Source organism: Streptomyces sp. CC0208, assembly GCF_003443735.1.
Lineage (GTDB): Bacteria > Actinomycetota > Actinomycetes > Streptomycetales > Streptomycetaceae > Streptomyces > Streptomyces sviceus.
Window position 1 is genome coordinate 5,845,835 of the sequence record NZ_CP031969.1, and the last position, 20,625, is coordinate 5,866,459.

The 20,625-nt window shown below is 71.6% G+C and carries 18 protein-coding genes; 5 read left to right on the forward strand and 13 right to left on the reverse strand.

Going from position 1 to position 20,625, the window contains the following annotated elements; all coding sequences use genetic code 11:
- Positions 1 to 10: 10 nt before the first annotated feature.
- Positions 11 to 1,069, reverse strand: a complete 1,059-nt coding sequence (locus D1369_RS26865; protein WP_037900036.1) for a hypothetical protein — start codon at positions 1,067 to 1,069, stop codon at positions 11 to 13.
- Positions 1,070 to 1,275: 206 nt separating this feature from the next.
- A complete protein-coding gene (gene pepN / locus D1369_RS26870; RefSeq protein WP_037903315.1) occupies positions 1,276 to 3,870 on the reverse strand; it encodes an aminopeptidase N in 2,595 nt (864 codons plus the stop codon).
- 136 nt (positions 3,871 to 4,006) lie between these two features.
- Between pepN and D1369_RS26875 the strand changes: the two genes are divergently transcribed.
- On the forward strand, positions 4,007 to 4,669 hold the full coding sequence (locus D1369_RS26875) for a DsbA family protein (RefSeq protein ID WP_007382049.1): 663 nt from the start codon (positions 4,007 to 4,009) through the stop codon (positions 4,667 to 4,669).
- Positions 4,670 to 4,936: 267 nt separating this feature from the next.
- Here D1369_RS26875 and D1369_RS26885 read toward each other — a convergent pair whose 3' ends face one another.
- Positions 4,937 to 6,361 carry an FGGY-family carbohydrate kinase gene (locus D1369_RS26885; RefSeq protein WP_007382047.1) on the reverse strand — a complete coding sequence of 475 codons (1,425 nt, stop codon included), beginning with the start codon at positions 6,359 to 6,361 and terminating at the stop codon, positions 4,937 to 4,939.
- Positions 6,362 to 6,382: 21 nt separating this feature from the next.
- Positions 6,383 to 7,426, reverse strand: coding sequence for a 2-hydroxyacid dehydrogenase (locus D1369_RS26890; RefSeq protein ID WP_007382046.1), 1,044 nt, complete (start codon positions 7,424 to 7,426; stop codon positions 6,383 to 6,385).
- 97 nt (positions 7,427 to 7,523) lie between these two features.
- On the opposite strand from D1369_RS26890, the gene D1369_RS26895 reads away from it, so the two are divergent.
- From D1369_RS26895 to D1369_RS26905, 3 genes are all read left to right on the forward strand, one after another.
- Positions 7,524 to 8,966, forward strand: a complete 1,443-nt coding sequence (locus D1369_RS26895; protein ID WP_118082648.1) for an FGGY-family carbohydrate kinase — start codon at positions 7,524 to 7,526, stop codon at positions 8,964 to 8,966.
- Positions 8,967 to 9,270: 304 nt separating this feature from the next.
- Positions 9,271 to 9,900 (forward strand): histidine phosphatase family protein, encoded by a 630-nt coding sequence (locus D1369_RS26900; RefSeq protein WP_007382044.1) that lies wholly within the window; start codon positions 9,271 to 9,273, stop codon positions 9,898 to 9,900.
- A gap of 12 nt (positions 9,901 to 9,912) precedes the next feature.
- Complete coding sequence (locus D1369_RS26905; protein WP_007382043.1) at positions 9,913 to 10,689, forward strand: SAM-dependent methyltransferase; 777 nt, start codon at positions 9,913 to 9,915, stop codon at positions 10,687 to 10,689.
- Between the two features lie 171 nt (positions 10,690 to 10,860).
- On the opposite strand, the gene D1369_RS26910 is transcribed toward D1369_RS26905, so the two are convergent.
- The 7 genes from D1369_RS26910 to D1369_RS26940 form a co-directional block, all read right to left on the reverse strand.
- Positions 10,861 to 12,246, reverse strand: a complete 1,386-nt coding sequence (locus D1369_RS26910) for an amino acid permease (RefSeq protein ID WP_007382042.1) — start codon at positions 12,244 to 12,246, stop codon at positions 10,861 to 10,863.
- Between the two features lie 112 nt (positions 12,247 to 12,358).
- The gene (locus D1369_RS26915; RefSeq protein WP_007382041.1) at positions 12,359 to 13,255 is read right to left on the reverse strand and encodes a TauD/TfdA family dioxygenase; all 897 of its coding nucleotides are present in this window, start codon (positions 13,253 to 13,255) and stop codon (positions 12,359 to 12,361) included.
- Positions 13,256 to 13,269: 14 nt separating this feature from the next.
- Positions 13,270 to 14,607, reverse strand: a complete 1,338-nt coding sequence (locus D1369_RS26920; RefSeq protein ID WP_007382040.1) for an LLM class flavin-dependent oxidoreductase — start codon at positions 14,605 to 14,607, stop codon at positions 13,270 to 13,272.
- Entirely contained in the window at positions 14,604 to 15,338 is a 735-nt protein-coding gene (locus D1369_RS26925; protein ID WP_007382039.1) for an ABC transporter ATP-binding protein, read from the reverse strand. The genes D1369_RS26920 and D1369_RS26925 overlap by 4 nt, the downstream gene beginning before the upstream one ends.
- A complete protein-coding gene (locus tag D1369_RS26930) occupies positions 15,314 to 16,162 on the reverse strand; it encodes an ABC transporter permease (RefSeq protein ID WP_007382038.1) in 849 nt (282 codons plus the stop codon). The genes D1369_RS26925 and D1369_RS26930 overlap by 25 nt, the downstream gene beginning before the upstream one ends.
- Positions 16,159 to 17,241, reverse strand: coding sequence for an ABC transporter substrate-binding protein (locus D1369_RS26935; RefSeq protein ID WP_007382037.1), 1,083 nt, complete (start codon positions 17,239 to 17,241; stop codon positions 16,159 to 16,161). Before D1369_RS26935 ends, D1369_RS26930 begins: the two co-directional genes overlap by 4 nt.
- Positions 17,242 to 17,421: 180 nt before the next feature.
- A complete protein-coding gene (locus D1369_RS26940; protein ID WP_007382036.1) occupies positions 17,422 to 18,639 on the reverse strand; it encodes an ROK family protein in 1,218 nt (405 codons plus the stop codon).
- 421 nt (positions 18,640 to 19,060) lie between these two features.
- Here D1369_RS26940 and D1369_RS26945 point away from each other — a divergent pair, with 421 nt between their 5' ends.
- The gene (locus tag D1369_RS26945; protein WP_007382035.1) at positions 19,061 to 19,636 is read left to right on the forward strand and encodes a biotin transporter BioY; all 576 of its coding nucleotides are present in this window, start codon (positions 19,061 to 19,063) and stop codon (positions 19,634 to 19,636) included.
- Between the two features lie 186 nt (positions 19,637 to 19,822).
- On the opposite strand, the gene D1369_RS44015 is transcribed toward D1369_RS26945, so the two are convergent.
- Positions 19,823 to 20,167, reverse strand: coding sequence for a hypothetical protein (locus tag D1369_RS44015; protein ID WP_237557626.1), 345 nt, complete (start codon positions 20,165 to 20,167; stop codon positions 19,823 to 19,825).
- Positions 20,136 to 20,564: a hypothetical protein gene (locus tag D1369_RS44020; RefSeq protein ID WP_240436100.1), complete on the reverse strand. Its 429-nt coding sequence runs from the start codon at positions 20,562 to 20,564 to the stop codon at positions 20,136 to 20,138. The genes D1369_RS44015 and D1369_RS44020 overlap by 32 nt, the downstream gene beginning before the upstream one ends.
- Positions 20,565 to 20,625 lie beyond the last annotated feature (61 nt).

Sequence of the window (20,625 nt, forward strand, 5' to 3'; positions counted from 1 at the left end):
CGGTCCGTCACTACCGGGGCAGCACCACGACATAGGCGGCGGGATCTCGGTCGCCGGAGGCCATCAGAGCCGTACGGACCACCGTCGCCTGCTGTTCCATCGCCTCCCGGAGCTTGCGCGGGGTGATGTGGACGACCGTGATGCCGAGCCGCTCCAGGTGCTCGCGCTTGCGGGCGTACTCCGACCACAGCTCGTCGTCGTCCTGCCGGTGGCCCTGACGCGGAGCGCGGGTGTCCAGCTCCACCGCGACCGCCTGCTCCGGCCAGTACGCGTCCAGGCCGCCCAGGTGGGGGCCGCCCGGCAGCCTCAGGTCGACGTTCCACACCGGGTCGGGGAGGCCGTACTCCGCGACCATGCGGTACAGGCGGTCCTCCGCGATGGCGCGGCCCTCGGCGAGCAGGGAGTCCACCGCGTCCACCACGTGCGGGCGGTTGAGCAGCTTGGCGTTGGTCAACTCCCGGACCACTGCGGCCGGTTCGCAGTGCCCGCCGCGCACCGCCTCGGTCAGCAGCCGGCGTACCGCGCCCGCGTCCGTCAGCTCGGTGACCGCGTCGGCGAGGGCGCGCGGCACCGGGGCGACCGGGAGGCCGGTGACCTGTTCGGCGGCGGGGAGCGCCGAGGTGCGGACGATCCGCGCGCCGTCCGCCGAGCGCAGCCGGCGCATCCTCGGGACCAGGACGTCGATCCGGTCCAGGGAGAGCAGCGGCGGGGTCGAGCTGAAGCCGTGCAGGGTCAGCGCGGCCAGGCCGGTGATCATCGCCTCCGCGTACACCGGGCGGTGCGGCTCCTCCGCGCCCGGCTGCGTCGGGACCCCGGCGCTCTGCTCCCGTGCCGCGTACATCAGCACCGCGTGCAGCCGCTCCTCGCTGGTCGGCGGGCCCGGGTGGAGCAGGAAGACACCGGGGAGGATCTGCTGCCAGGGGCCGCCGGGCCGGCACTGCTCGTTGGCCTCCGCGACCGAGACGCCGGTCGCACGCAGCCGGCCGGCCGTCACGACACGGCGGTGCACCTCGGAGAGGTGACGCAGGGGGCGGGGGGAGAGCGGGGGGACCGGGGTGTTGTGGTTCATGCGACGGAGATTCCCGCCTTCGGACCGCCCGATAACCGCTGTTACACGCCTGTCGACAAATGCGGACAAGACAGTACTAAAGGACGGGTGTTCGGGTGCCGAGCAGGCAGCGAAAACCCCTGGTCCATTCGGGTGGGACCAGGGGTTACGGCTCCTATTGACCGTATTTCGTAACGGCTACCGGACGCCCAAGCTCAGGCCAAAGGTCACCCGTGGTTGACGGGGTTGACGGCCTGCGCGTCGCACTCCTGCCCCCGCAGCGCCCGCGCCAGATCGTCCCGCCCCTCCAGCACCAGTCTGCGCAGCGCCGGCGCCGCGTCCTCGTGGGCCGCGAGCCACGCGTCGGCCGCGTCCAGCGTCGCCCGCGAGTCCTGGAGGGAGGGGAACAGCCCCGAGACGAGGTTCATCGCGATCTGGATCGAGCGGTCCTTCCAGATCCGCTCGATCGCCGCGAAGTACTTCTCCGTGTACGGCTCCAGCAGGTTCCGCTGGGACGGCTGCTCGAACCCCGCGATCGTCGCCTCGGCCAGCGCGTTGGACAGCGCGTCGGACTCCACGACCTGCGCCCACGCCTGCGCCTTGACCGCCTCGGAGGGCCGGGCGGCCAGGCAGCGGACCTGGTGGCGCTTGCCGGAGGCGGTGTCGTCGCGGGCGAGCTCGGCGGCCAGCGCCTTCTCGTCGGCGACCCCCCACACGGTCAGCGGCTGCAGGAACGCCCACCGCAGCTCCTGGTCGACGTCCAGCCCCTCGATGGCCGACGTGCCGTCCAGCAGGCCCTGCAACAGGTCGAAGGCGGCCCGGCCCGCGGCCGTCCGCGCGAAGAACCGCGCCCACGCCAGCTGCTGCTCGCTGCCCGGCTCGGCGGCGAGCAGCTCCCGCTCGGCCCCCTCGGCGAGCAGCACCGCGCCCGTGTCCCGCCACTCGGGCGCCGCGTAGTGCACGAGCGCCGACTCGGCCCAGGCGTGCAGCATCTGCAGGACGCCGATGTCGGACTCGCGGCCCGCGAAGCGCAGCACGATGTCCACGAACTCCCTGGCCGGGAGCAGCGCGTCCCGCGTCATGTTCCACAGCGCCGACCAGCACAAAGCACGGGCGAGCGGGTCGGTGAGGTCGCCGAGCCCCGCCTTCAGGGTCTCCAGGGAGCCCGCGTCGAAGCGGGTCTTGCAGTACGTCAGGTCGTCGTCGTTGACCAGCACGAGCTCCGGCGCCTCGGCACCGGCCAGTTCCGCGACGACCGTACGCGGGCCGTCGACGTCCGCCTCGGCACGCGCGTACCGCTCCAGCGCCCCTGCGGGCGTACGGCGGTACAGCCCCACCGCTACCCGGTGCGGCCGCAGCTCCGGGTGCGACTCGGCCGCCTCCTGCACGACCGCCAGCTCGTCGATGCGCCCCTCGGCGTTCAACAGCACCTGCGGAGTCAGCGAGTTGACCCCGGCCGTCTGGAGCCAGGACCGCGCCCATGTGCCCATGTCCCGGCCGCTGGTCTCCTCCAGGACGGACAGCAGGTCGCCGAGCCGTGTGTTGCCGTACGCGTGCCGCTTGAAGTAGCGCCGGGCGCCCTCCAGGAACGCGTCCTGTCCGACGTACGCGACGAGCTGCTTCAGTACGGAGGCGCCCTTGGCGTACGTGATGCCGTCGAAGTTGAGCTTGGCGTCCTGGAGGTCGCGGATGTCGGCGGTGATGGGGTGCGTGGAGGGCAGTTGGTCGGCGCGGTAGGCCCAGGCCTTGCGGCGGTTGGCGAAGGTGATCCAGGCGTCGGTGAAGCGGGTCGCGCCGACGTTGGCGAAGGTCCCCATGAAGTCCGCGAAGGACTCCTTCAGCCACAGGTCGTCCCACCAGACCATGGTGACCAGGTCGCCGAACCACATGTGGGCCATCTCGTGCAGGATGACGTTGGCCCGGCCCTCGTAGGACGACCGCGTGACCTTGCCCCGGAAGATGAACTCCTCGCGGAAGGTCACCAGGCCCGGGTTCTCCATCGCACCGAGGTTGTACTCGGGCACGAACGCCTGGTCGTACTTCCCGAAGGGGTACGGGTAGTCGAAGTGCTCGTGGAAGAAGTCCAGGCCCTGCTTGGTGACGAGGAAGACGTCGTCGGAGTCGAAGTGGGGGGCGAGCCCCTTGCGGCACAGGGCGCCGAGGGGGATCTCCAGGCGGGTGCCGTCGTCGAGGACGCGCTCGTAGGAGTCCGTCACGTAGTGGTAGGGACCCGCCACCACACACGTGATGTACGTCGAGATCGGCTTCGTCTCCGCGAACCGCCAGACCCCGTCGCTCTCCGTCCCGACGCCGTTGCTCCACACCGTCCAGCCCTCCGGCGCCCGCACCTCGAAGCGGAAGGGCGCCTTGAGGTCCGGCTGCTCGAAGTTGGCGAAGACGCGGCGGGAGTCGGCCGGCTCGTACTGCGTGTAGAGGTAGACCTCGCCGTCCTCGGGGTCGACGAAGCGGTGCATGCCCTCGCCGGTGCGGGAGTAGGCGCACTGCGCGTCCACGACCAGTTCGTTGTCCGCGGCCAGGTCCTCCAGGGCGATCCGGGAGCCGTCGAAGACCTCGCCGGGGTCGAGGTCCCGGCCGTTCAGCGAGAGGGCCGTGACGCTCGGCGCGATCAGGTCCGCGAAGCTCGTCGCCCCCGGCTCGTTGCACCGGAAGCGGATCGTGGTCACCGACCGGAAGGTGCGCGGACCGTCCCCGGTCTCGTCCCCGACCGCCGAGCGCAGGTCGAGGGACACCTCGTACCCGTCGACGGACAGCAGGGCGGCCCGCTCCCGGGCCTCGTCACGGGACAGATTCTCACCGGGCACGGCGATGCTCCCTCGGATGGTGTTCAGCATGCGGACAGGCCCGATCCTGCCATGTGCCCCTGACATCGGTCAGCCGGGAATGGGGTGGGCGGGGAGCGGTGTTGCCGGTGGAGACGAACACTTCTCTAGGAGACCCATGTCCGAGACCGCGAGCACCTCCGGCAAGACCCCCGTCGACTTCTGGTTCGACCCGCTGTGCCCCTGGGCCTGGATGACCTCCCGCTGGGTCCTGGAGGTCGAGAAGGTCCGGGACATCGAGGTGCGCTGGCACATCATGAGCCTGGCGGTGCTGAACGAACCGAAGATCGACGAGCTGCCCGAGGAGTACCGCGAGCTGCTTGAGACCAAGGCCTGGCAGCCGATCCGGGTGGTCACCGCGGCCTGGCAGAAGCACGGCTCCGACATCCTCGGCCCGCTGTACACCGCGCTCGGCACCCGTATCCACAACGAGGGCCAGGGCCCGACGCGCGAGGCCGTCGAGGGCGCTCTGGCGGACGTCGGCCTGCCCGCCGACCTGATCGAGTACTTCGACCAGAAGGACTTCGAGTTCGACGCCGAACTGCGCGCCTCCCACAAGGAGGGCATCGACAAGGTCGGCCAGGACGTCGGCACCCCGGTCATCGCGGTTCCCGGCCCCGACGGCGAGCAGATCGCCTTCTTCGGCCCGGTCGTCACCCCGGCCCCCAAGGGCGAGGAGGCCGCCCGCCTGTGGGACGGCACGCTGGCGGTCGCCTCGGTTCCGGGCTTCTACGAGATCAAGCGCAGCCGCACCAAGGGCCCCGACTTCAGCAACCTGTAGTCACTTCTCCGGCTCGGGGAAGGAACCCCCGTCGTTCTGGTCCCCGAGCCGCTGATACCGCAGACACCCTTCCCGTGCACACCGGTAGTACGAGCCCAGGCGCGTGTGCCTGGGCTTGCGCTCCCGGACGAACCTCTGCTCGTCATCAGTGAGCCCGCGAAACTCCTGAAGACTCCCACCGCAATTCGAGCACCTCATGAACACCGTGCACTCCAGTCCACCCAGGGGCGCGGGGAACCGCGCGACCAGCCACGACGAGACCCGCGGCTAACGTCCGGCCCGCCCCCGAGCCACATCCAACCGTCCCAAATGCTCCTGGAACCCCTTGGAGTAATACGCGCAACGCCCCGGATCCGGCTCGACAACGGCCGTCGGTTCGGTCCACACCTCCGCGTCAAGAGAGACCCCGTACTGCTCGGCCGCAGCCAGCACCGCCCCCCGGGCACCCACCTCCCCCTCCACAACCCTGAGCGGCCGCCCGAGCACATCGGCCAGCAACTGCATCCACGCGGAACTCCGGGTCCCCCCACCGCACACCGCCAGCGACCCCGTCAGCCCGGCCGCCTCCAGACAGTGCCGAGCCGCGTAACCGATCCCCTCACAGGTCGCCCGGATCAGATCGGCAGGCGTCGTCTCCAGCGAGACCCCCGTGAGCTCGGCCCGCAGATGAGGCTCGACAAAGGGAGCCCGCTCCCCTGAGGGAGCGAAGTACGGCAGCACCCGCACCCCGTGCGCCCCCGGCGGAGTCGACGCCAGCAGCTCGTCCACCTCCGCGTGCGTGACGCCCGTCGTCGACAGCACCCAGTCCAGCGCGGCGGTCCCGACCATCGCCGGCATCGCCCGCAGCCGATGCCCGTGCCGGTCGGTGGAGATGTACAGGCCGGCCGGCTCACCGGTCAGATCGAGCTCGGTCGTGGCGACCAGCGCGGCGAGACAGGTCCCCACGATCAAAAGACCGTCCCCGGGCTCAGTGACCCCCGCCCCCAGCGCACAGGCCGGCAGGTCGTACGGCCCGTTCGAGATCCGTGTCCCGGACGGCAGCCCTTCCCGGGTCTCGCCCGTGGTGATCGGATCCCCGACGGGCGGCAGCAGTCGCCGGCGACGGGTGAGCCCGAGGAGCTCCACCACCCGGTTGTCGTACGACCGGGTCCGCGGGTCGAGGAACGGCATGGACGCGTCCGACACGTCCGTCGTCGCCCGCGCGGCGCCCGTGAGCCGCTGGAAGACCATGTCCTTGCAGTACACGGCGGCCGCGGCGGCGTCCAGGGACTTCGGGTCGTACCGGTCGAGCCAGGCCAGCAACGGCCCCGGCGAGCCCGGGAACATCGCACCGCCGGTCCGCCGGAACACCGTCTCGAACGTGCCGTCCGCGAGCCACTGGTCGAGCAGTTGGTGCGCCCGCCCGTCCATCCAGGACAGCGCGGAACGCACCGGCCGCCCCTCCTTGTCGACCAGCCACACCCCGTCGCCCTGCCCGGTCAGCCCGGCCAGCTCCACCGGCTCCGGCACCCGCCCGGTCAGCTTGCCGAGGACGTCGACGACGGCGCCGTAGACCTCGTCCATGTCCTGCTCGACGAACCCGCCGTGCAGGGAGAGCTCCACCGGGCGCGACTCGACGGCCAGTTGACGGCCCCCGCTGTCGAAGGCGGCGGCCTTGACGACGGATGTGCCCACATCAATACCGACGTACATGCGGATTCCCTCCTACGACCGTCAGGTCAGGCAGTGCGCCAACCGCTCCCCACGCGCCCAGCGGCCCACCTCCTCCGCCGCGATCCTCGCCGCCTTCTCGGCCACCGCGCGGCTCGCCCCGCCGAGGTGCGGGGTCAACACGACCCGGTCGGCCAGGGCGCGCAGCCGGGAGTCCGGTGGCAGCGGCTCGTGCTCGTAGGTGTCGAGGGCCGCCGCCGACACCCGGCCGGCTTCGAGGGCGTCGCACAGGGCGCCCTCGTCGATCAGCGGGCCGCGGGCCACGTTCACCACGACCGCCCCCTCGGGCAGCAGTGCCAGCTCGCGGGCGCCGATCAGGCCGCGGGTCTCGGCGGTCAGACGGGCGTGCAGGGTGATCACCCGGGAGCGGGTGAGGAGCTGGTCGAGGGAGGACACGCGCAGACCGTGGATCTCGCCGCGCACATAGGGGTCGTACACCATCACCTGCGCCCCGAAGGCGCACAGCACACGGGCGACCCGGCTGCCGACGGCGCCGTAGCCGACGAGTCCGACGGGCAGGTCCTCCAGCTCCAGGCCGCTGTGCTCGTACGTGTAGTAGGCCGCGCCGCCCTCCCAACTGCCCTGTCCGGCAAGGAGGTCGTGGGCCTGCGGGATGCGGCGCACGGCGGCCAGCAGCATGCCGACGGTGAACTCGGCGGTGGCGGCGGCGTTGCGGCCGGGCGCGAAGCACACCCGTACGTCACGGGCCTTGGCCGCGTCGAGGTTCACGTTGACCGGGCCGCCCCGGCACACGACGACCAGCCGCAGGCTGTCGGCGGCGTTCAGCACCCGCTCGGTGACCGGGCCCATCTGGGTGACGAGGACTTCCGCGCCGTCCAGCGCCTCGATCAGCTCGTCCTCGGCGTCGCTCGCCTCCGTCACCTCCGAGACGGGCCCGAAGGGCTCCAGGGGCCAGCCGAGCGTCAACTCCTTCGTCTTCGCGCTGATGCCGCCCAGCTCGGCCTCGACGGCCCCGGCGATCAGCCCGGGCAGGACGAAGTGGTCGCCGGCCGCCACGACACGTACGGGATCGGTCCTCTGGGTCATCGTCGACCTCCGGATCGTCGCTTCACTGAGACGATGTTGAGCCGCGAGTCCCGGGTACGCATAGACCCCGTGCGGGTGGGAGGCTCCGATGACAGGGATGACGGACGAGAACGAGACGGCGTGGCTGGGGATCGACCTCGGCACCCAGAGCGTGCGCGCGCTGGCGGTCACGGCCGACGGAACCGTGCTGGGCCGGGGTTCCGCCCCGCTCGGCGGCCGGCGCGAGGGCGTGCGGCACGAACAGGAGCCGGGGGAGTGGTGGGAGGCGGTGCGCACGGCGTCCCGTTCCGCGCTGCTCACCCTGACGGGTGTACGGATCGGCGGACTCGCGGTGTGCGGGACGTCGGGGACGGTCCTGCTGACGGACCCGGAGGGCCGGCCGACGAGCCCGGCGCTCATGTACGACGACGGACGCGCGGCGGGTGAGGCGGCCGGGCTGCGGGCGGCGGGGCTCGCCGTCCAGGACACGTGGGCGCTGCCGAAGGCGCTGTGGCTGGCGCGGGAGTACGGCCGCGGCGGGGAGGGCGGCCGGGTGACCCACCAGCCCGATGTCGTCACCGCGCGCCTGGTCGGCGGGCCGGTGCCCACCGACTCCAGCCACGCCCTCAAGACGGGCTACGACGTCGAGCGCGGCGCCTGGTCGGACGTCGCCTTGGACCTTCCCGAGGTCGTTCTCCCCGGTACCCGGCTCGGCGAGGTCTGCGCGGCCGCCGCGGAGGCGACCGGCATCCCCGCCGGCACGCCCGTCGTCGCCGGGATGACCGACGGCTGCGCGGCCCAGATCGCCGCGGGCGCCCTGCGGCACGGGTCCTGGAACTCGGTGCTCGGCACCACGCTCGTACTGAAGGGGGCGACCCCGGATCCGGTCCGGGACCCGAGCGGCGTGGTCTACAACCACCGCGCGCCGGGCGGCACCTGGCTGCCCGGCGGGGCGTCCAGCGTGGGCGCGGGGGCGCTGCCGGCCGATGCGGACCCCGGGGCCATGGATGCCCGGGCGGCCGCGTACGAGCCGTCCGGCGCGGTGGCCTACCCGCTGGTGTCGCGGGGGGAGCGGTTCCCCTTCCGCGCCCCGGACGCCACCGCCCTGCTCCTCGGCACCCCCGCCGACGACGCCGACCGCTGGGCCGGGCTCCTCCAGGGCGTCGCGTTCGCGGAACGCCTCTGTCTCGACTACCTGCACCACCTGGGCGCCCCGCTCGACGGCCCCCTCACCTTCACCGGCGGCGCGGCCCGCAGCCCGTACTGGAACCAGCTCCGCGCCGACATCCTCGGCCGCCCGGCCCGCGTACCGGAACAGACCGAACCGGCCCTGGGCATGGCCGCGTTGGCGCTCCACGGCACCACCGGCACCCCCCTGGCGGAAGCTGCCGAACACATGGTCCGCATCCGCACGATCGTGGAACCACGCCCCGCCCGCACGGCACTCTTCGCCGAGCCGTACGCCCGCCTCCTCGACGAACTCACCACGCGCGGCTGGCTGTCACCAGAGCTGGCAGCCCATGCGCGCGGCCGCCTGACGGATGAGAAGGCAACACGATGACCCCGCTCCCGCGAACTCACCGCCTGGGGCCGGCTCCTCACACCGGTCCCCGCTCAGACGCGTGGTCGTCTGGCGTGGGTGGCGGCAGCGTCATGACCGTGCTCCCGCCCTGTGAGGGGCGCTCGGTGTGGCGGCGACTTCGTTCGGGTGTCTGCTCAGCGTGTTCCCGCCCGGGCCGCGGGTACTTCTGGCCGCTCCGGGTAGCCGCTTCCCGGCCGGTGGCGGTCCCGCGTGGTGCTCCTGGCCGCTCCTCGATCACGGCCCATCCCGCCCCGACCCCGACCCCGAACGAGCGGACTGCTTCATGAGCGCGCGTACGACCCTGCTGCTGGCCCGGCACGGGCAGACCATCTGGCACGCCGAGAACCGTTACGCGGGTGTGAGCGACATCGGGCTCACCGACAAGGGCCGGGCCCAGGCGGAGGCGCTCGGGCGGTGGGCCGGCGTACACCGCCCCGACGCGATCTGGACGTCACCCCTGTCGCGGGCGATCGCCACCGCCGACCCGGCCTGCCGTGCCCTCGGCGTCTCCCCGCACCGCGAACCCGGCCTCAGGGAGTGCGACTTCGGGGTGGTGGAGGGCCGTACCCTCGCGGAGTTCGCCGCGGAGGTGCCCGACGCGGCCGAGGCCTTCCGCGCGGACCCGGTGGCCTACCCGTTCCCCGGCGCGGAGGACCCGGCGGCGGCCGCAGCCCGGGGCACGCAGGCACTGCGCCGCATCGCCGCCGCCCACCCCGGCGAGCGCGTCCTCGTCGTAGCCCACAACACCCTGCTGCGGCTGACGCTGTGCACGCTGCTGTCGATCCCGCTCGGGGAGTACCGCAGAGTGTTCCCGCGGTTGCGCAACGCGGCGATCACCGAACTCCGCCTCGACCAGGACGGATCCGCCGCACTTCTCTCCCTCAATGTGCCGTGCGAGCAGGACCGGTCGTAGCACGATAGGAACATGACGGAGATCGACACCTCGGTGCCGCATTCGGCCCGGATCTGGAACTACTGGCTCGGCGGCAAGGACAACTACCCCGTCGACGAAGCGGCCGGCGACGCCTACACGGCCGTCTTCCCCGGCATCGTCACGATCGCCCGCAGCAGCCGCGCGTTTCTCGGCCGCAGCATCCGGTACCTGGTTCAGGAGGCGGGCGTCCGCCAGTTCCTGGACGTCGGCACCGGGCTGCCCACGGTCGACAACACCCACGAGGTCGCCCAGCGCTTCGCCCCCGAGTCGAAGGTCGTCTACGTCGACAACGACCCGCTGGTCCTCGCCCACGCCCGCGCCCTGCTCACCTCCACCCCGGAGGGCGAGACGGCGTACGAGGACCTGACGCTCTACGAGCCGGAGAAGATCCTTCAGGCGGCCTCCCGGACCCTCGACCTCACCCGCCCCACGGCCCTGATCCTCAGCGGCATCCTCGGACATGTCGGCGACTACGACCTGGCCCGCGAGCTGGTCGGCCGGCTGGTGGCGGGCCTGCCCTCGGGCAGCTACCTGTGTGTCAACGACGGCTCCCGCGGCACCGACCCGGACTACGAGCACGCCCAGGACGCCTACAACGAGACCGGTGCGGTGCCCTACTTCCTGCGTCCGGTGGACAAGATCGAGGCGTACTTCGAGGGCCTGGAGCTGGTGGACCCGGGCGTGGTGTCGGTCCCGCTGTGGCGCCCGGACGGCGACACGGTCCCGGCCCCGATCGGCCAGCACGGCGGCCTGGGCCGTAAGGCCTGACCGACCCCGGGAAGCCCCCGCGAGTCACGTCCTCGCGGGGGCTTCCGCCCGCTGCCCGCCTGCGTGAGGGTGAGAAGACGATCACGAGGCGGGAGGCTCAGGCGCGATCCCGAACCTCTTATTGCAACCAGGTTGCAACTACACGCTAGCAACAAAAAGATCCCCGCGGGGTCAGACCTCGGCACGCGCCTTCTGCCACGCGTAGCCCGCACCGGCCAGGACCAGTGTCAGGCCGCCCGTCCAGTACAGCTGCACCCGCGTGCCCGGCTCCCGGGCCATCAGGACGAGGATCGCCGCCATGCCGGCCAGAGCGACCCAGGTCAGGTACGGGAAGGCCCACATGCGCACGGTCAGCCGCTCGGCCGCCTCGCGTTCCAGCGCGCGGCGCAGCCGCAGCTGGGAGACGGCGATGAAGGCCCAGACGACCAGGATGACCGCGCCGATCATGTTGAGGAGCCACGCGAACACGTCATCGGGGCGCCAGTAGCTGAGGACCACGCAGACGAACCCGAAGACGCTGGAGGCGAGGACCGCGAGGCGGGGGACACCGCCGTGGACGCGGCCCAGGGCGCCGGGACCGAGGCCCCGCTCGACCAGGGAGTAGGCGATGCGGGAGGAGCCGTAGACGTTGGCGTTCATCGCGGACAGGAGGGCGACGAGGACCACCACGTTCATGAGCTGTCCCGCTCCCGGGATGCCCAGTTCGTCGAGGGCGGCGACGTACGGGCCCTTCTCCACGACCGCCTTGGAGTCCCAGGGGACCAGGGTGACGATGACCGCCATCGAGCCGACGTAGAACAGCGCGATGCGCCACATCGCCGTCCGGACCGCGCTCGCCACCCCGCGCACCGGGTCCTCGGACTCGGCGGCCGCGATGGTGACCGTCTCCAGGCCGCCGTACGCGAAGACGGAGGCGAGCAGGCCGACGACCAGGCCCTCGCCGCCGCCCGGGAAGAAGCCCCCTCGGCCGGTGAGGTTCGCGGTGCCCGGAGCGTCCGTGCCGGGCAGGACGCCGGCGATGGCCAGCACTCCGAGGATCAGGAACAGGGCGATCGCGGCCACCTTGAGGGCCGCGAACCAGAACTCGAACTCGCCGAAGTTCTTCACCGCGGCCAGGTTCGTGCCGCAGAAGACCAGCATGAACAGGGCCACCCAGGCCCACTCGGGGGTCCCCGGGAGCCAGCCGGTCACGATCTTCGCGGCGCCGATGCCCTCCAGGCCCACGGCCGTGCACAGCAGGATCCAGAAGGACCAGCCGACGGTGAAGCCCGCCCAGGGGCCGAACGCCCGCTCGGCGTGCGCGGAGAAGGAGCCGGAGGAGGGGTGTGCGGCCGACATCTCGCCGAGCATCCGCATCACCAGCATCACGAGGAGTCCGGAGAGCGTGTAGGCGAGGACGATCGACGGGCCGGCCGCGGCGATCCCCGCGCCGGAGCCGACGAACAGTCCGGCGCCGATCACCCCGCCGAGGGCGATCATCGACAGGTGGCGCTGCTTGAGGCCGTGGGGCAGGGAGGCGTCGGACCCTGGTGGGGTCTTGACCGTGGTGCTGGGCATGGGCGGGTTCGTCCAGTGCGTGAGACGGGCAAAAACGCCCACAGTCTGGGCGGTCTTCCCTGGTCAGAGGGGAGACCGCCCACTATGCGGACCCATCGGGCACCGGCTGTGACTACGCGGCTACGGCGGTGTAGTGCGAGGCGTCGCCCTGGATCGAGTAACTCTCCTTGCCCTCGATGCCCACCGGGACGTCCCCGGCGACCGTCACCCGGTGCAGCCGGCGCGGCAGACCGTCGTAGTTGTCGACGGCGTAGTGCTGGGTGATCCGGTTGTCGAACAGCACCAGCTGGTTCTCCGACCAGCGGTGGCGCAGCAGGTTCTCCGGGCGGGTGACATAGGACTGGAGCAGGTCGAGGAGCTTGCGGGACTCGCCCGTCGACAGGCCCACGATCCGCTGCGCGAACCCGCCGATGAACAGTCCCCGTTCACCGGTCAGCGGGTGGACCCGGACCACGGGGTGGACGGTGCGGTACTTGATCGAGGTGAACTGGGCGCGCCGGGCGGCCTGTTCCTCGTCCAGCGTCTCCTCCGGTACGGCGTAGTCGTAGTCGTTGGTGTGCTCGGCCCACAGGTCGTCGGCGAGGCGCCTGAGGGGCTCGGGCAGGTCCCGGTAGGCGGCCGCCGAGTTGGCGATCAGGGTCTCGCCGCCGTACGGCGGGATCGTCAGGCTGCGCAGGGTGCTGGCCTGGGGCGGGTTGAGGACGAAGGTGACGTCGGTGTGCCAGTGGTTGGCGGCGCGGCCGCCCTCGCTGTCGACGGGCAGGACGTTCGGGGCGCCGTCGACGGCGGGCACGGTCGGATGGGCGGTGGTGAGGTCGCCGAAGTGCCGGGCGAAGGCCTGCTGGCCCTCGTCGTCGAGGTGCACGTCGCTGAAGACCAGCGCCTTGTGGGTGTTGAGGGCGTCACGCAGAGCCGCGGCCGTCTCCTCGTCGAGCGGCTCGGCGAGGTCGACGCCGAAGACCTGGGCGCCGATGTTCGCGGTGACCTTGCGGATCTCGATACCGGACATGGGAGGGGTCCTTCCTAGACGTAGGCGGGCTGGACGTGCTGGTTGGCGGGGCGGGGGAGGCCGTAGCGCTCCCGCAGGGTCCGGCGCGGGCCGTATTCCGTGCGGAGCAGGCCGCGGGTGCGCAGGATCGGGACGACGTGGTCGACGAAGGCGTCCAGGCCCGAGGGGAGCACCGCGGGCATGATGTTGAAGCCGTCGGCGGCGCCCTGGGTGAACCACGTCCCGATGGCGTCGGCGACCTGCTCGGGGGTGCCGGCGAAGGTGAGATGACCGCGCCCGCCGCCGAGCCGTCCGATCAGCTGCCGCACGGTGAGCCGGTCGCGCCGGGCCAGCTCCACGACCAGCGTGTAGCGGCTCTTGGCGCCCTCGACGGCGGACTCGGGCGGCAGGTCGGCGGGCAGCTGGCCGTCCAACTCCAGTGTCCCGGAGGGAAGTTGCAGCAGCCGCTCAAGGTTCGCCACCCCGTGCCGGTGCACGATGTGGTCCTCCAGCTCCTGTTCCTTCGCGAGCGCCTCGGCCTCGGTGGCGCCGATGACGGGGACGATGCCGGGCAGCACCTTGATGTGCTCGGGGTCCCGACCGGCCGCCGCCGTACGGGACTTGAGGTCGGCGTAGAAGGCCCGCGCGTCCTCGATGGTCTGCTGGGCGGTGAACACGGCCTCCGCGTAGCGGGACGCGAACGCCTTGCCGTCCTCGCTCGAACCCGCCTGTACGAGCAGCGGGTAACCCTGGGGTGTGCGGGGCACGTTGAGGGCGCCCTCGACGCTGAAGTACGTTCCCCGGTGGCGGGGCGGGTGGACCTTCGCGTCGTCGCCCCAGACGCCGGCCGCCTTGTCGCCGACGATCGCGTCGTCCTCCCAGCTGTCCCAGAGCTTGAGGGCCACGTCGAGGAACTCGGCGGCTCTCGCGTACCGCTCGGCGTGCGCGGGCTCCGCGTCCAGACCGAAGTTGCGGGCGGCCTCCGCGCCGGCCGTGGTGACGATGTTCCAGCCCGCCCGGCCGCCGCTGATGATGTCCAGCGAGGCGAACTTCCGGGCCAGGTTGTAGGGCGAGTTGTAGGACGTGGAGGCGGTCGCGATCAGCCCGATGTGCTCGGTGGCCGTCGCCAGCGCGGTCAGCAGGGTGAGGGGCTCCAGCGCACCGGCGGGCCGCTGTGCGAGGTTGCTCCACAGCTGCGGTCCGTCGGCGAGGAAGAGCGAGTCGAAGGTCCCGCGCTCGGCGATCCGGGCGAGGTGGACGTAGTGCTCGAGGGAGACGTGCGCGAACGGGTCGCTCTCGGGCAGCCGCCAGGAGGCCTCGTGGTGGCCGGTGTTCATGAGGAAGGCGTTGAGGTGGAGCTGTCGTGCGGTCATGCGTGGTCCTCCGTGACGCCGAGCGCGGCCAGCAGTCGTTCGCGGTACTCGCCCAGCAGGGGATCCCGGTAGGAGCGCGGGTGCGGGCGGTCGATGGTCAGGTCGAGGCCGATACGGCCCTGTTCGAGTACGAGCACCCGGTCGGCGAGCACGATGGCCTCGTCCACGTCGTGGGTGACGAGCAGCACGGACGGCTGGTGGCGCTTCCACAGCTCCCGCAGCAGCGCGTGCATCCTGATGCGCGTCAACGCGTCGAGCGCGCCGAACGGCTCGTCGGCCAGCAGGAGTTCGGGTTCGCGGACCAGGGAGCGGGCGAGAGCGGCGCGCTGGGCCTCGCCGCCGGACAGTTCGCTCGGCCAGGCGCGTTCGCGGCCCGCCAGTCCCACCTCGGCGAGTGCCTCCCGGCCCCTTTGCCCGCCGTCGGTGCCGTTCGTGCCGAGGAGGACGTTGTCCAGCACCCGTCGCCAGGGCAGCAGCCGGGAGTCCTGGAAGACCACGGACACCCTTTCGGGGGCGGTCAGTTGTCCGCTGCCCACCACCTCGTGGTCCAGGCCCGCCACCGCCCGCAGCAGCGTGCTCTTGCCGGAGCCGCTGTGCCCGAGCAGGGCGACGAACTGTCCGGACGGGATGTCGAGGTCGATACCGTCGAGAACGGTCCGCCCGTCGAACGACCGGGTCAGGCCCCGCAGTTGTACGGCCGGCCGGGTCAGCTGCTCAGTGTGCGTCGCCATGACAGCACCCTCCGTTCGACGAGACGGACCGCGCTGTCGGAGACCAGGCCGAAGACGCCGTAGACGACGAGACCGACGAGGATCACATCGCTCTGGCCGTAGTTCTGGGCCTGGAACATCAGGTAGCCGAGTCCGCTGGTGGCGTTGATCTGCTCCAGGACGACGAGGCCCAGCCAGGAGCCGGTGACGCCGAGCCGGAGTCCCACGAAGAATCCGGGCAGCGCGCCGGGGACGACGATCTGCCGTACGAACGCGAACCTCGACAAGCCCTGGACCTCGGCGAGTTCGACGAAGCGGTGGTCGATGCCGGACAGCGCGGCATGGGTGTTCAGATAGATCGGGATGTACACGACGATCGCGATGATCGCGATCTTGAAGGTCTCGCCGATGCCCAGCCAGAGGATGAACAGCGGGATCAGACCGAGGGTCGGGATCGCCCGGTTGATGTTCACCGTCCCGTCGATCAGCGCCTCGCCGGTCCGGCTGAGCCCGGCGGCCAGGGCCAGCAGGACGCCGGCGACCAGGCCGATCGCGAACCCGGCCGCGGCCCGCTGGAGCGAGGTCAGGACGTCGGTGGGCAGCGTCCCGTCCGTCCACAGGTGGACGCCGGTCCGCACCACCGTCCACGGCGGCGGGATCGCGGCCGTGTCGAGCCGGCCGGCGGCGGAGGCGGCGGCCCACAGCGCGAGGAACAGGGCCGGTCCGGTGAGCCGGGCGGCGGGCAGCCGCCTGCCGGGGGAGAGCCGGCGGCGCCTGCGGACCTGGGGCGCGTCCTCGGCCGGGGCGGCCGCGACGACGGCTCCGGTCGTGGTCACGGCGCTCACCTCCGGTACTCCGCGCTCACGGACTTCGCGGCGATGCCCTCGAAGCGGTGGTCGAACAACTCGCCGACGTCGAACTTCTTCACGAAGCCGCCCTGCGCCAGCAGATCCGCGGTCTCCTGCTCCCACTTGATCGCCTCGTCCCAGCTCGGCGGGAAGAGCGGCTTGTTGGCGAGTGCGGTGACGGCCTTCGCCTGGGCGAGGGTCAGGTTCTGCGTCTTCACGTAGAACTCCTCGTTCCAGATGTCGGGGTTCTCGTACGTCCACACCTGGCCCTTGGCCCAGTACGGGATGTAGGCGGCGACCGCGGCGGCCTTCGCGGGGTCGCCCAGCACGGAGGTCGGAGCCCACAGCAGGTTGAGCAGGTCGACCACGTCGGTGGTGATGGCGTGGGCGCCCTTGGGCTCGTACTGCTGGAGGTAGGCGGGCGCCTGGCTGTTGGCGAGCGGGGCCACGTCCACCTGGCCGGACTGCAGGGCCGTGAAGAACTGGTTGCTGGTGAGCGGGACCAGCTTCACCTCGTCGTACGCGAGCCCGGCCTTCTTCAACGCCCGCAGCAGCACGACACCTTGGGCCTGTCCCTGCGAGAACGCGAGCTTCTTGCCCTTGAAGTCCTCGACCGTGCGGATGTCGCTGCCGGGCTTCGTGGCGAAGAGGTAGTTCGGCTTACGGGTGATGTTGATCGCGACGATCTTGGCGTCGAATCCCTGGAAATGCGCCTGGATCGGCGGGATTCCCGCGTTGTTGGCGACGTCGAGGGAGCCGGAGCGGAAGGCGTTGATGACATCCGGGCCGGCGCTGATATTGGCCCAGCTCGACACCTTGAACGGAGGATCACCCAACCTGCCGAGTTTCAGCTGTAGTTGCTGGGTGCCGGAATACGAGGCGATCTTCAGGCTCGTGCCGGCCGGGACCTTGGCGGCGAGCGGGGCGGACAGGGCGTCCTTGCTGTCGGCGGCGGCACTGCTGTCGGCGCAGCCGCTGAGGCCGGCGACACCGGCCGCGGCGCCGAGGACCGAGGAGAGGAACAGCCGCCGGTCGATGCCGGACGTGCTGATTCCGGACGTGCGGGAAAAGGGCATGGGAAGACTCCCTGAATCAGTGCAGGAGAAAGTCACGGAGAAATGCGTTCATGCAGGGGAAATGAGCGCGTCACGCGGGGCAACGTGTCAGCAACAAAGGGCGCGACAGTACAGGTGCGGGCTCATGAACAGGATGTTCGCGGTCCTGGGGAACCCCTGTCAACATTCGGAGTTTCTGAATTAAATAGCCTCAGGTGACGCGGCCAACGGATCTCGGTAGAGCACGTCGAGCGCCACCGAACCGCCCGCCACGGCAAGGACGGAATCCGGGAAACTCGACGGAATGACGGAAGCCGCTCGGTCGTCGCCGACGCCCTCGCGCAGGGCGCCGAGGCAGTCCTCCCGGTGGAGGATGCCCACCTCGGTCACCACGACCGTCTCCGGGTTCAGCACGTCGAGGAGCAGCCGCGCGGCCCGCCCCACGGCGCCCGCCCGCTCGGTCAGCAGCCGGGCCGCCACCGGGTCGCCGGCGGCCGCCGCCGCGACCACGTGCATCGGGTTCACGCCCTCCACGATCCCCGCCTGCCGGGCCCGCCGGCACAACGTCCGCTCGCTCAGCTCGGCCTGCAGGCACCCGGTGCGCCCGCAGTCGCAGGGCTCGGTGCCGCCCGGCACCGGGAGATGGGCGATCGCGCCCGCCTGGGAGCGCGGGCCGTGATGCACCTCGTCGTTGGTGGCGAACGCCGCGTCCACCACGTTGCCGACGAAGAGATGCAGCACACTCCGGCTGCCGCGCGCCCGCCCGAACAGCCGCTCCGCGTTGACCAACGCCCGCGCGTGCCCGTCCACATGGACCGGCAGTCCGGTCCGGGCGCCGAGCACGTCCCGCACCGGCACCTCGTGCCAGCCCAGCAGGGGGTGCTCGACCACGGTCCCGGAGTCCCGGTCCACCCAGCCGCCGGCCGCGAAGCCGACGCCCAGGCAACGCAGCCGCGGGGACCGGGCGAGGAGCGCGCCGAGTCCGTCGGCGGCCCGCGCCAGGATCGCGTCGGCGCCGACGCCGGTGCCGGCGCCGACGCTGTCGCTGTCGGCTCCGTCGTGCCGGAGCTCCCGTACGGCCACCACCCGGCCGCGCAGATCGAGCAGCGCCACGGTCGTATAGGGGACGGCCACATGGACCCCGCCCACGACGAACTGTGTCTCGTCGAGGTCCAGGGGCACATGGGGTCGGCCCACACCCTGGGACTGCCGGGGCACCTCCGACTCACGGATCAGGCCGAGTTCGGTGAAGCGCGAGCAGTAGTCGGTCACGGACGCCGGGGACAGTCCGGTCAGCCGGGCGATGGTGCTGCGGGCCACCGGACCGTGCTCCAGCACGGATCGCAGGACGACGCTGGCGCTCGTCCGGCGCCGGGATGTGGAAGGGGGAGCGACAGGGGGTGCCGCGGTACGGGGCATGGAAGACCGTCCTCGGGAACGGGGCCGACACGTCTCGGAGGATGAGGCGCGCCGGAGCCCGCCTCACACCGGACGGCGACAGACAGCCGTGCCCACGCGTCGCAGGTCGACATGGCGACGCGAGGAGAAGTACCGGGACTGGGCGACCATGTCTGGAAGGGTAGGTCAGAAACCGTGAATCCGACCAGACCACTAGGGTTCATTGGTGAGTCCCCACAGCGGCGTGATCCCGCGCCCCTGTAGCCGGGCCCACCTCACCTCAGTGACAGGCATCACGCCGTACCGGGTGTAACCGGCATCCTTTGTCCGGAGCCCACCAAGCCCCCGCTCCCCCCTTTGTCGGGCGCTGACGGTGATCGGCCGGAACACGCTGGGATAGCGTCACGATGTCCCTCGCCGTTCCCACCCTCGCGGAGTCCCCATGAGCACCGCCGTCGCCCCCGTCCGCACCGGCCAGGTCCTCGCCGACCTGATCCCCGCCTCCCGCGTCCGGGACGTCGCGCTCGTGGTGGGCGGCGCCGCGCTCACCGGCCTCGCGGCCCAACTCTCCGTGCCCGTGCCGGGTTCCCCGGTGCCGGTGACCGGCCAGACCTTCGCCGCGCTGCTCGTCGGCACGACCCTCGGCGCCCGCCGCGGTGTCGCCTCCCTCGCCCTGTACGCGCTGGCCGGCCTCGCCGGGCTCCCGTGGTTCGCCCAGGGCACCTCCGGGTTCTCCGTCTCCTTCGGCTACATCCTCGGCATGATCCTGGCTTCCGCCGCCGTCGGCGCCCTGGCCCGCCGCGGCGCCGACCGGAACGTGTGGCGGACGGCAGGTGCCATGCTGGTAGGCGAGGCGATCATCTACGCGGTCGGCGTCCCGTACCTCGCCTACGCCGCCGACATGTCGCTGTCCGCCGCGGTCGCGGCCGGCCTCACGCCCTTCCTCCTCGGCGACGCCCTCAAGGCGGCCCTGGCGATGGGCGTCCTGCCGACCGCCTGGAAGCTCGTCAAGCGCTGACGTCCCTCCTGAAGAGGCTCGCCGGGTCGTACCGCGACTCCAACTCGGCGAGCCTCTTGCGTGTTTCGGCGTCGTACAGCCCTTCGGTCCGGTCTCGGCCCCGAAGGCGAAGTGACGGTACGGCCGAGGGTGACGAGCGCGAGGAGCGCGAACGCCGGGTCCAGCAGCGCACGCGCCCGCAGCCGCTCACCCATGGTCAACAGCCGTACCAGGAAACGCCCTTCGCGGTACGGCACCGAGTTCGGCGCCGGCCGCGCCAGCGCGCCGCCCAGGTGGTTGAGCTGTACGACGACCTCCCCCATCCCCGGAGTCCGGCCCGGTCCGTGCGAGCAGCTCACCGGCCCGTTCCACGTCCAGTTCGCCGAGCACCGCGCTGTCCCCGTAGTAGCTGTGCGGGGCGTCGGGGTCGCTGTGGATGGTGCGGCTCTCGGCGTACGGCATCTCGCGCAGCGAGTCCGCGAGCACCGGGCCGAGCTCCCGCAGCGGGGCGGCGAGTCGGTCACCGTCGGCGCCCGTGTACGCGACCCGCACGGGAGACGACGTACCGCCCTCGCAGGCGCGGCGGCAGCGCCGGGACGTCCGGATACGGCACGGCCGCGAAGGACGAGTTCAGGGTGGCCGGGACGGTCCGGGGCCACTCCTCGTACGCCCGCAGCAGGGCCGTCGGATCGACCTCGCGGCTGTCGAAGGCGAGCGAACCGCCGTAGAGCCTCCGCACAGGGACGAGTCCGATCTCCAGCTCGGTGACGACCCCGAGGCGGTGGCCGCCGCCGAGAAGGCCCCAGTACAGCTCGTCCCCCTCGGTGACCTGCCGCAGCCGGCCGTCCCCGGTGACCACGTCGAGGGAGCGGACCGGGAACACGAGGTCGGGTCGCAGGGCGAACCCGGTCTGGAAACTGGTGACTTCGTCGTGGATCGAGCTGTTCATGCCGGACATGCTGGAGGCATAACCTGACAGCTTCCGTCAGGTTATGCCTCCGCCGGTCTTC

What these genes read in the sequence shown, in the direction of transcription:
- D1369_RS44020 (WP_240436100.1), bottom strand. Translation starts at nt 20,564, where the DNA reads ATGAACAGCTCGATCCACGACGAAGTCACCAGTTTCCAGACCGGGTTC.
- D1369_RS26875 (WP_007382049.1), top strand. Translation starts at nt 4,007, where the DNA reads ATGTCCGAGACCGCGAGCACCTCCGGCAAGACCCCCGTCGACTTCTGG.
- D1369_RS26895 (WP_118082648.1), top strand. Translation starts at nt 7,524, where the DNA reads ATGACGGACGAGAACGAGACGGCGTGGCTGGGGATCGACCTCGGCACC.
- D1369_RS26935 (WP_007382037.1), bottom strand. Translation starts at nt 17,241, where the DNA reads ATGCCCTTTTCCCGCACGTCCGGAATCAGCACGTCCGGCATCGACCGG.
- D1369_RS26890 (WP_007382046.1), bottom strand. Translation starts at nt 7,426, where the DNA reads ATGACCCAGAGGACCGATCCCGTACGTGTCGTGGCGGCCGGCGACCAC.
- D1369_RS26945 (WP_007382035.1), top strand. Translation starts at nt 19,061, where the DNA reads ATGAGCACCGCCGTCGCCCCCGTCCGCACCGGCCAGGTCCTCGCCGAC.
- D1369_RS26865 (WP_037900036.1), bottom strand. Translation starts at nt 1,069, where the DNA reads ATGAACCACAACACCCCGGTCCCCCCGCTCTCCCCCCGCCCCCTGCGT.
- D1369_RS26885 (WP_007382047.1), bottom strand. Translation starts at nt 6,361, where the DNA reads ATGTACGTCGGTATTGATGTGGGCACATCCGTCGTCAAGGCCGCCGCC.
- D1369_RS26915 (WP_007382041.1), bottom strand. Translation starts at nt 13,255, where the DNA reads ATGTCCGGTATCGAGATCCGCAAGGTCACCGCGAACATCGGCGCCCAG.
- D1369_RS26900 (WP_007382044.1), top strand. Translation starts at nt 9,271, where the DNA reads ATGAGCGCGCGTACGACCCTGCTGCTGGCCCGGCACGGGCAGACCATC.
- D1369_RS26910 (WP_007382042.1), bottom strand. Translation starts at nt 12,246, where the DNA reads ATGCCCAGCACCACGGTCAAGACCCCACCAGGGTCCGACGCCTCCCTG.
- D1369_RS26940 (WP_007382036.1), bottom strand. Translation starts at nt 18,639, where the DNA reads ATGCCCCGTACCGCGGCACCCCCTGTCGCTCCCCCTTCCACATCCCGG.
- D1369_RS26925 (WP_007382039.1), bottom strand. Translation starts at nt 15,338, where the DNA reads ATGGCGACGCACACTGAGCAGCTGACCCGGCCGGCCGTACAACTGCGG.
- D1369_RS26920 (WP_007382040.1), bottom strand. Translation starts at nt 14,607, where the DNA reads ATGACCGCACGACAGCTCCACCTCAACGCCTTCCTCATGAACACCGGC.
- D1369_RS26905 (WP_007382043.1), top strand. Translation starts at nt 9,913, where the DNA reads ATGACGGAGATCGACACCTCGGTGCCGCATTCGGCCCGGATCTGGAAC.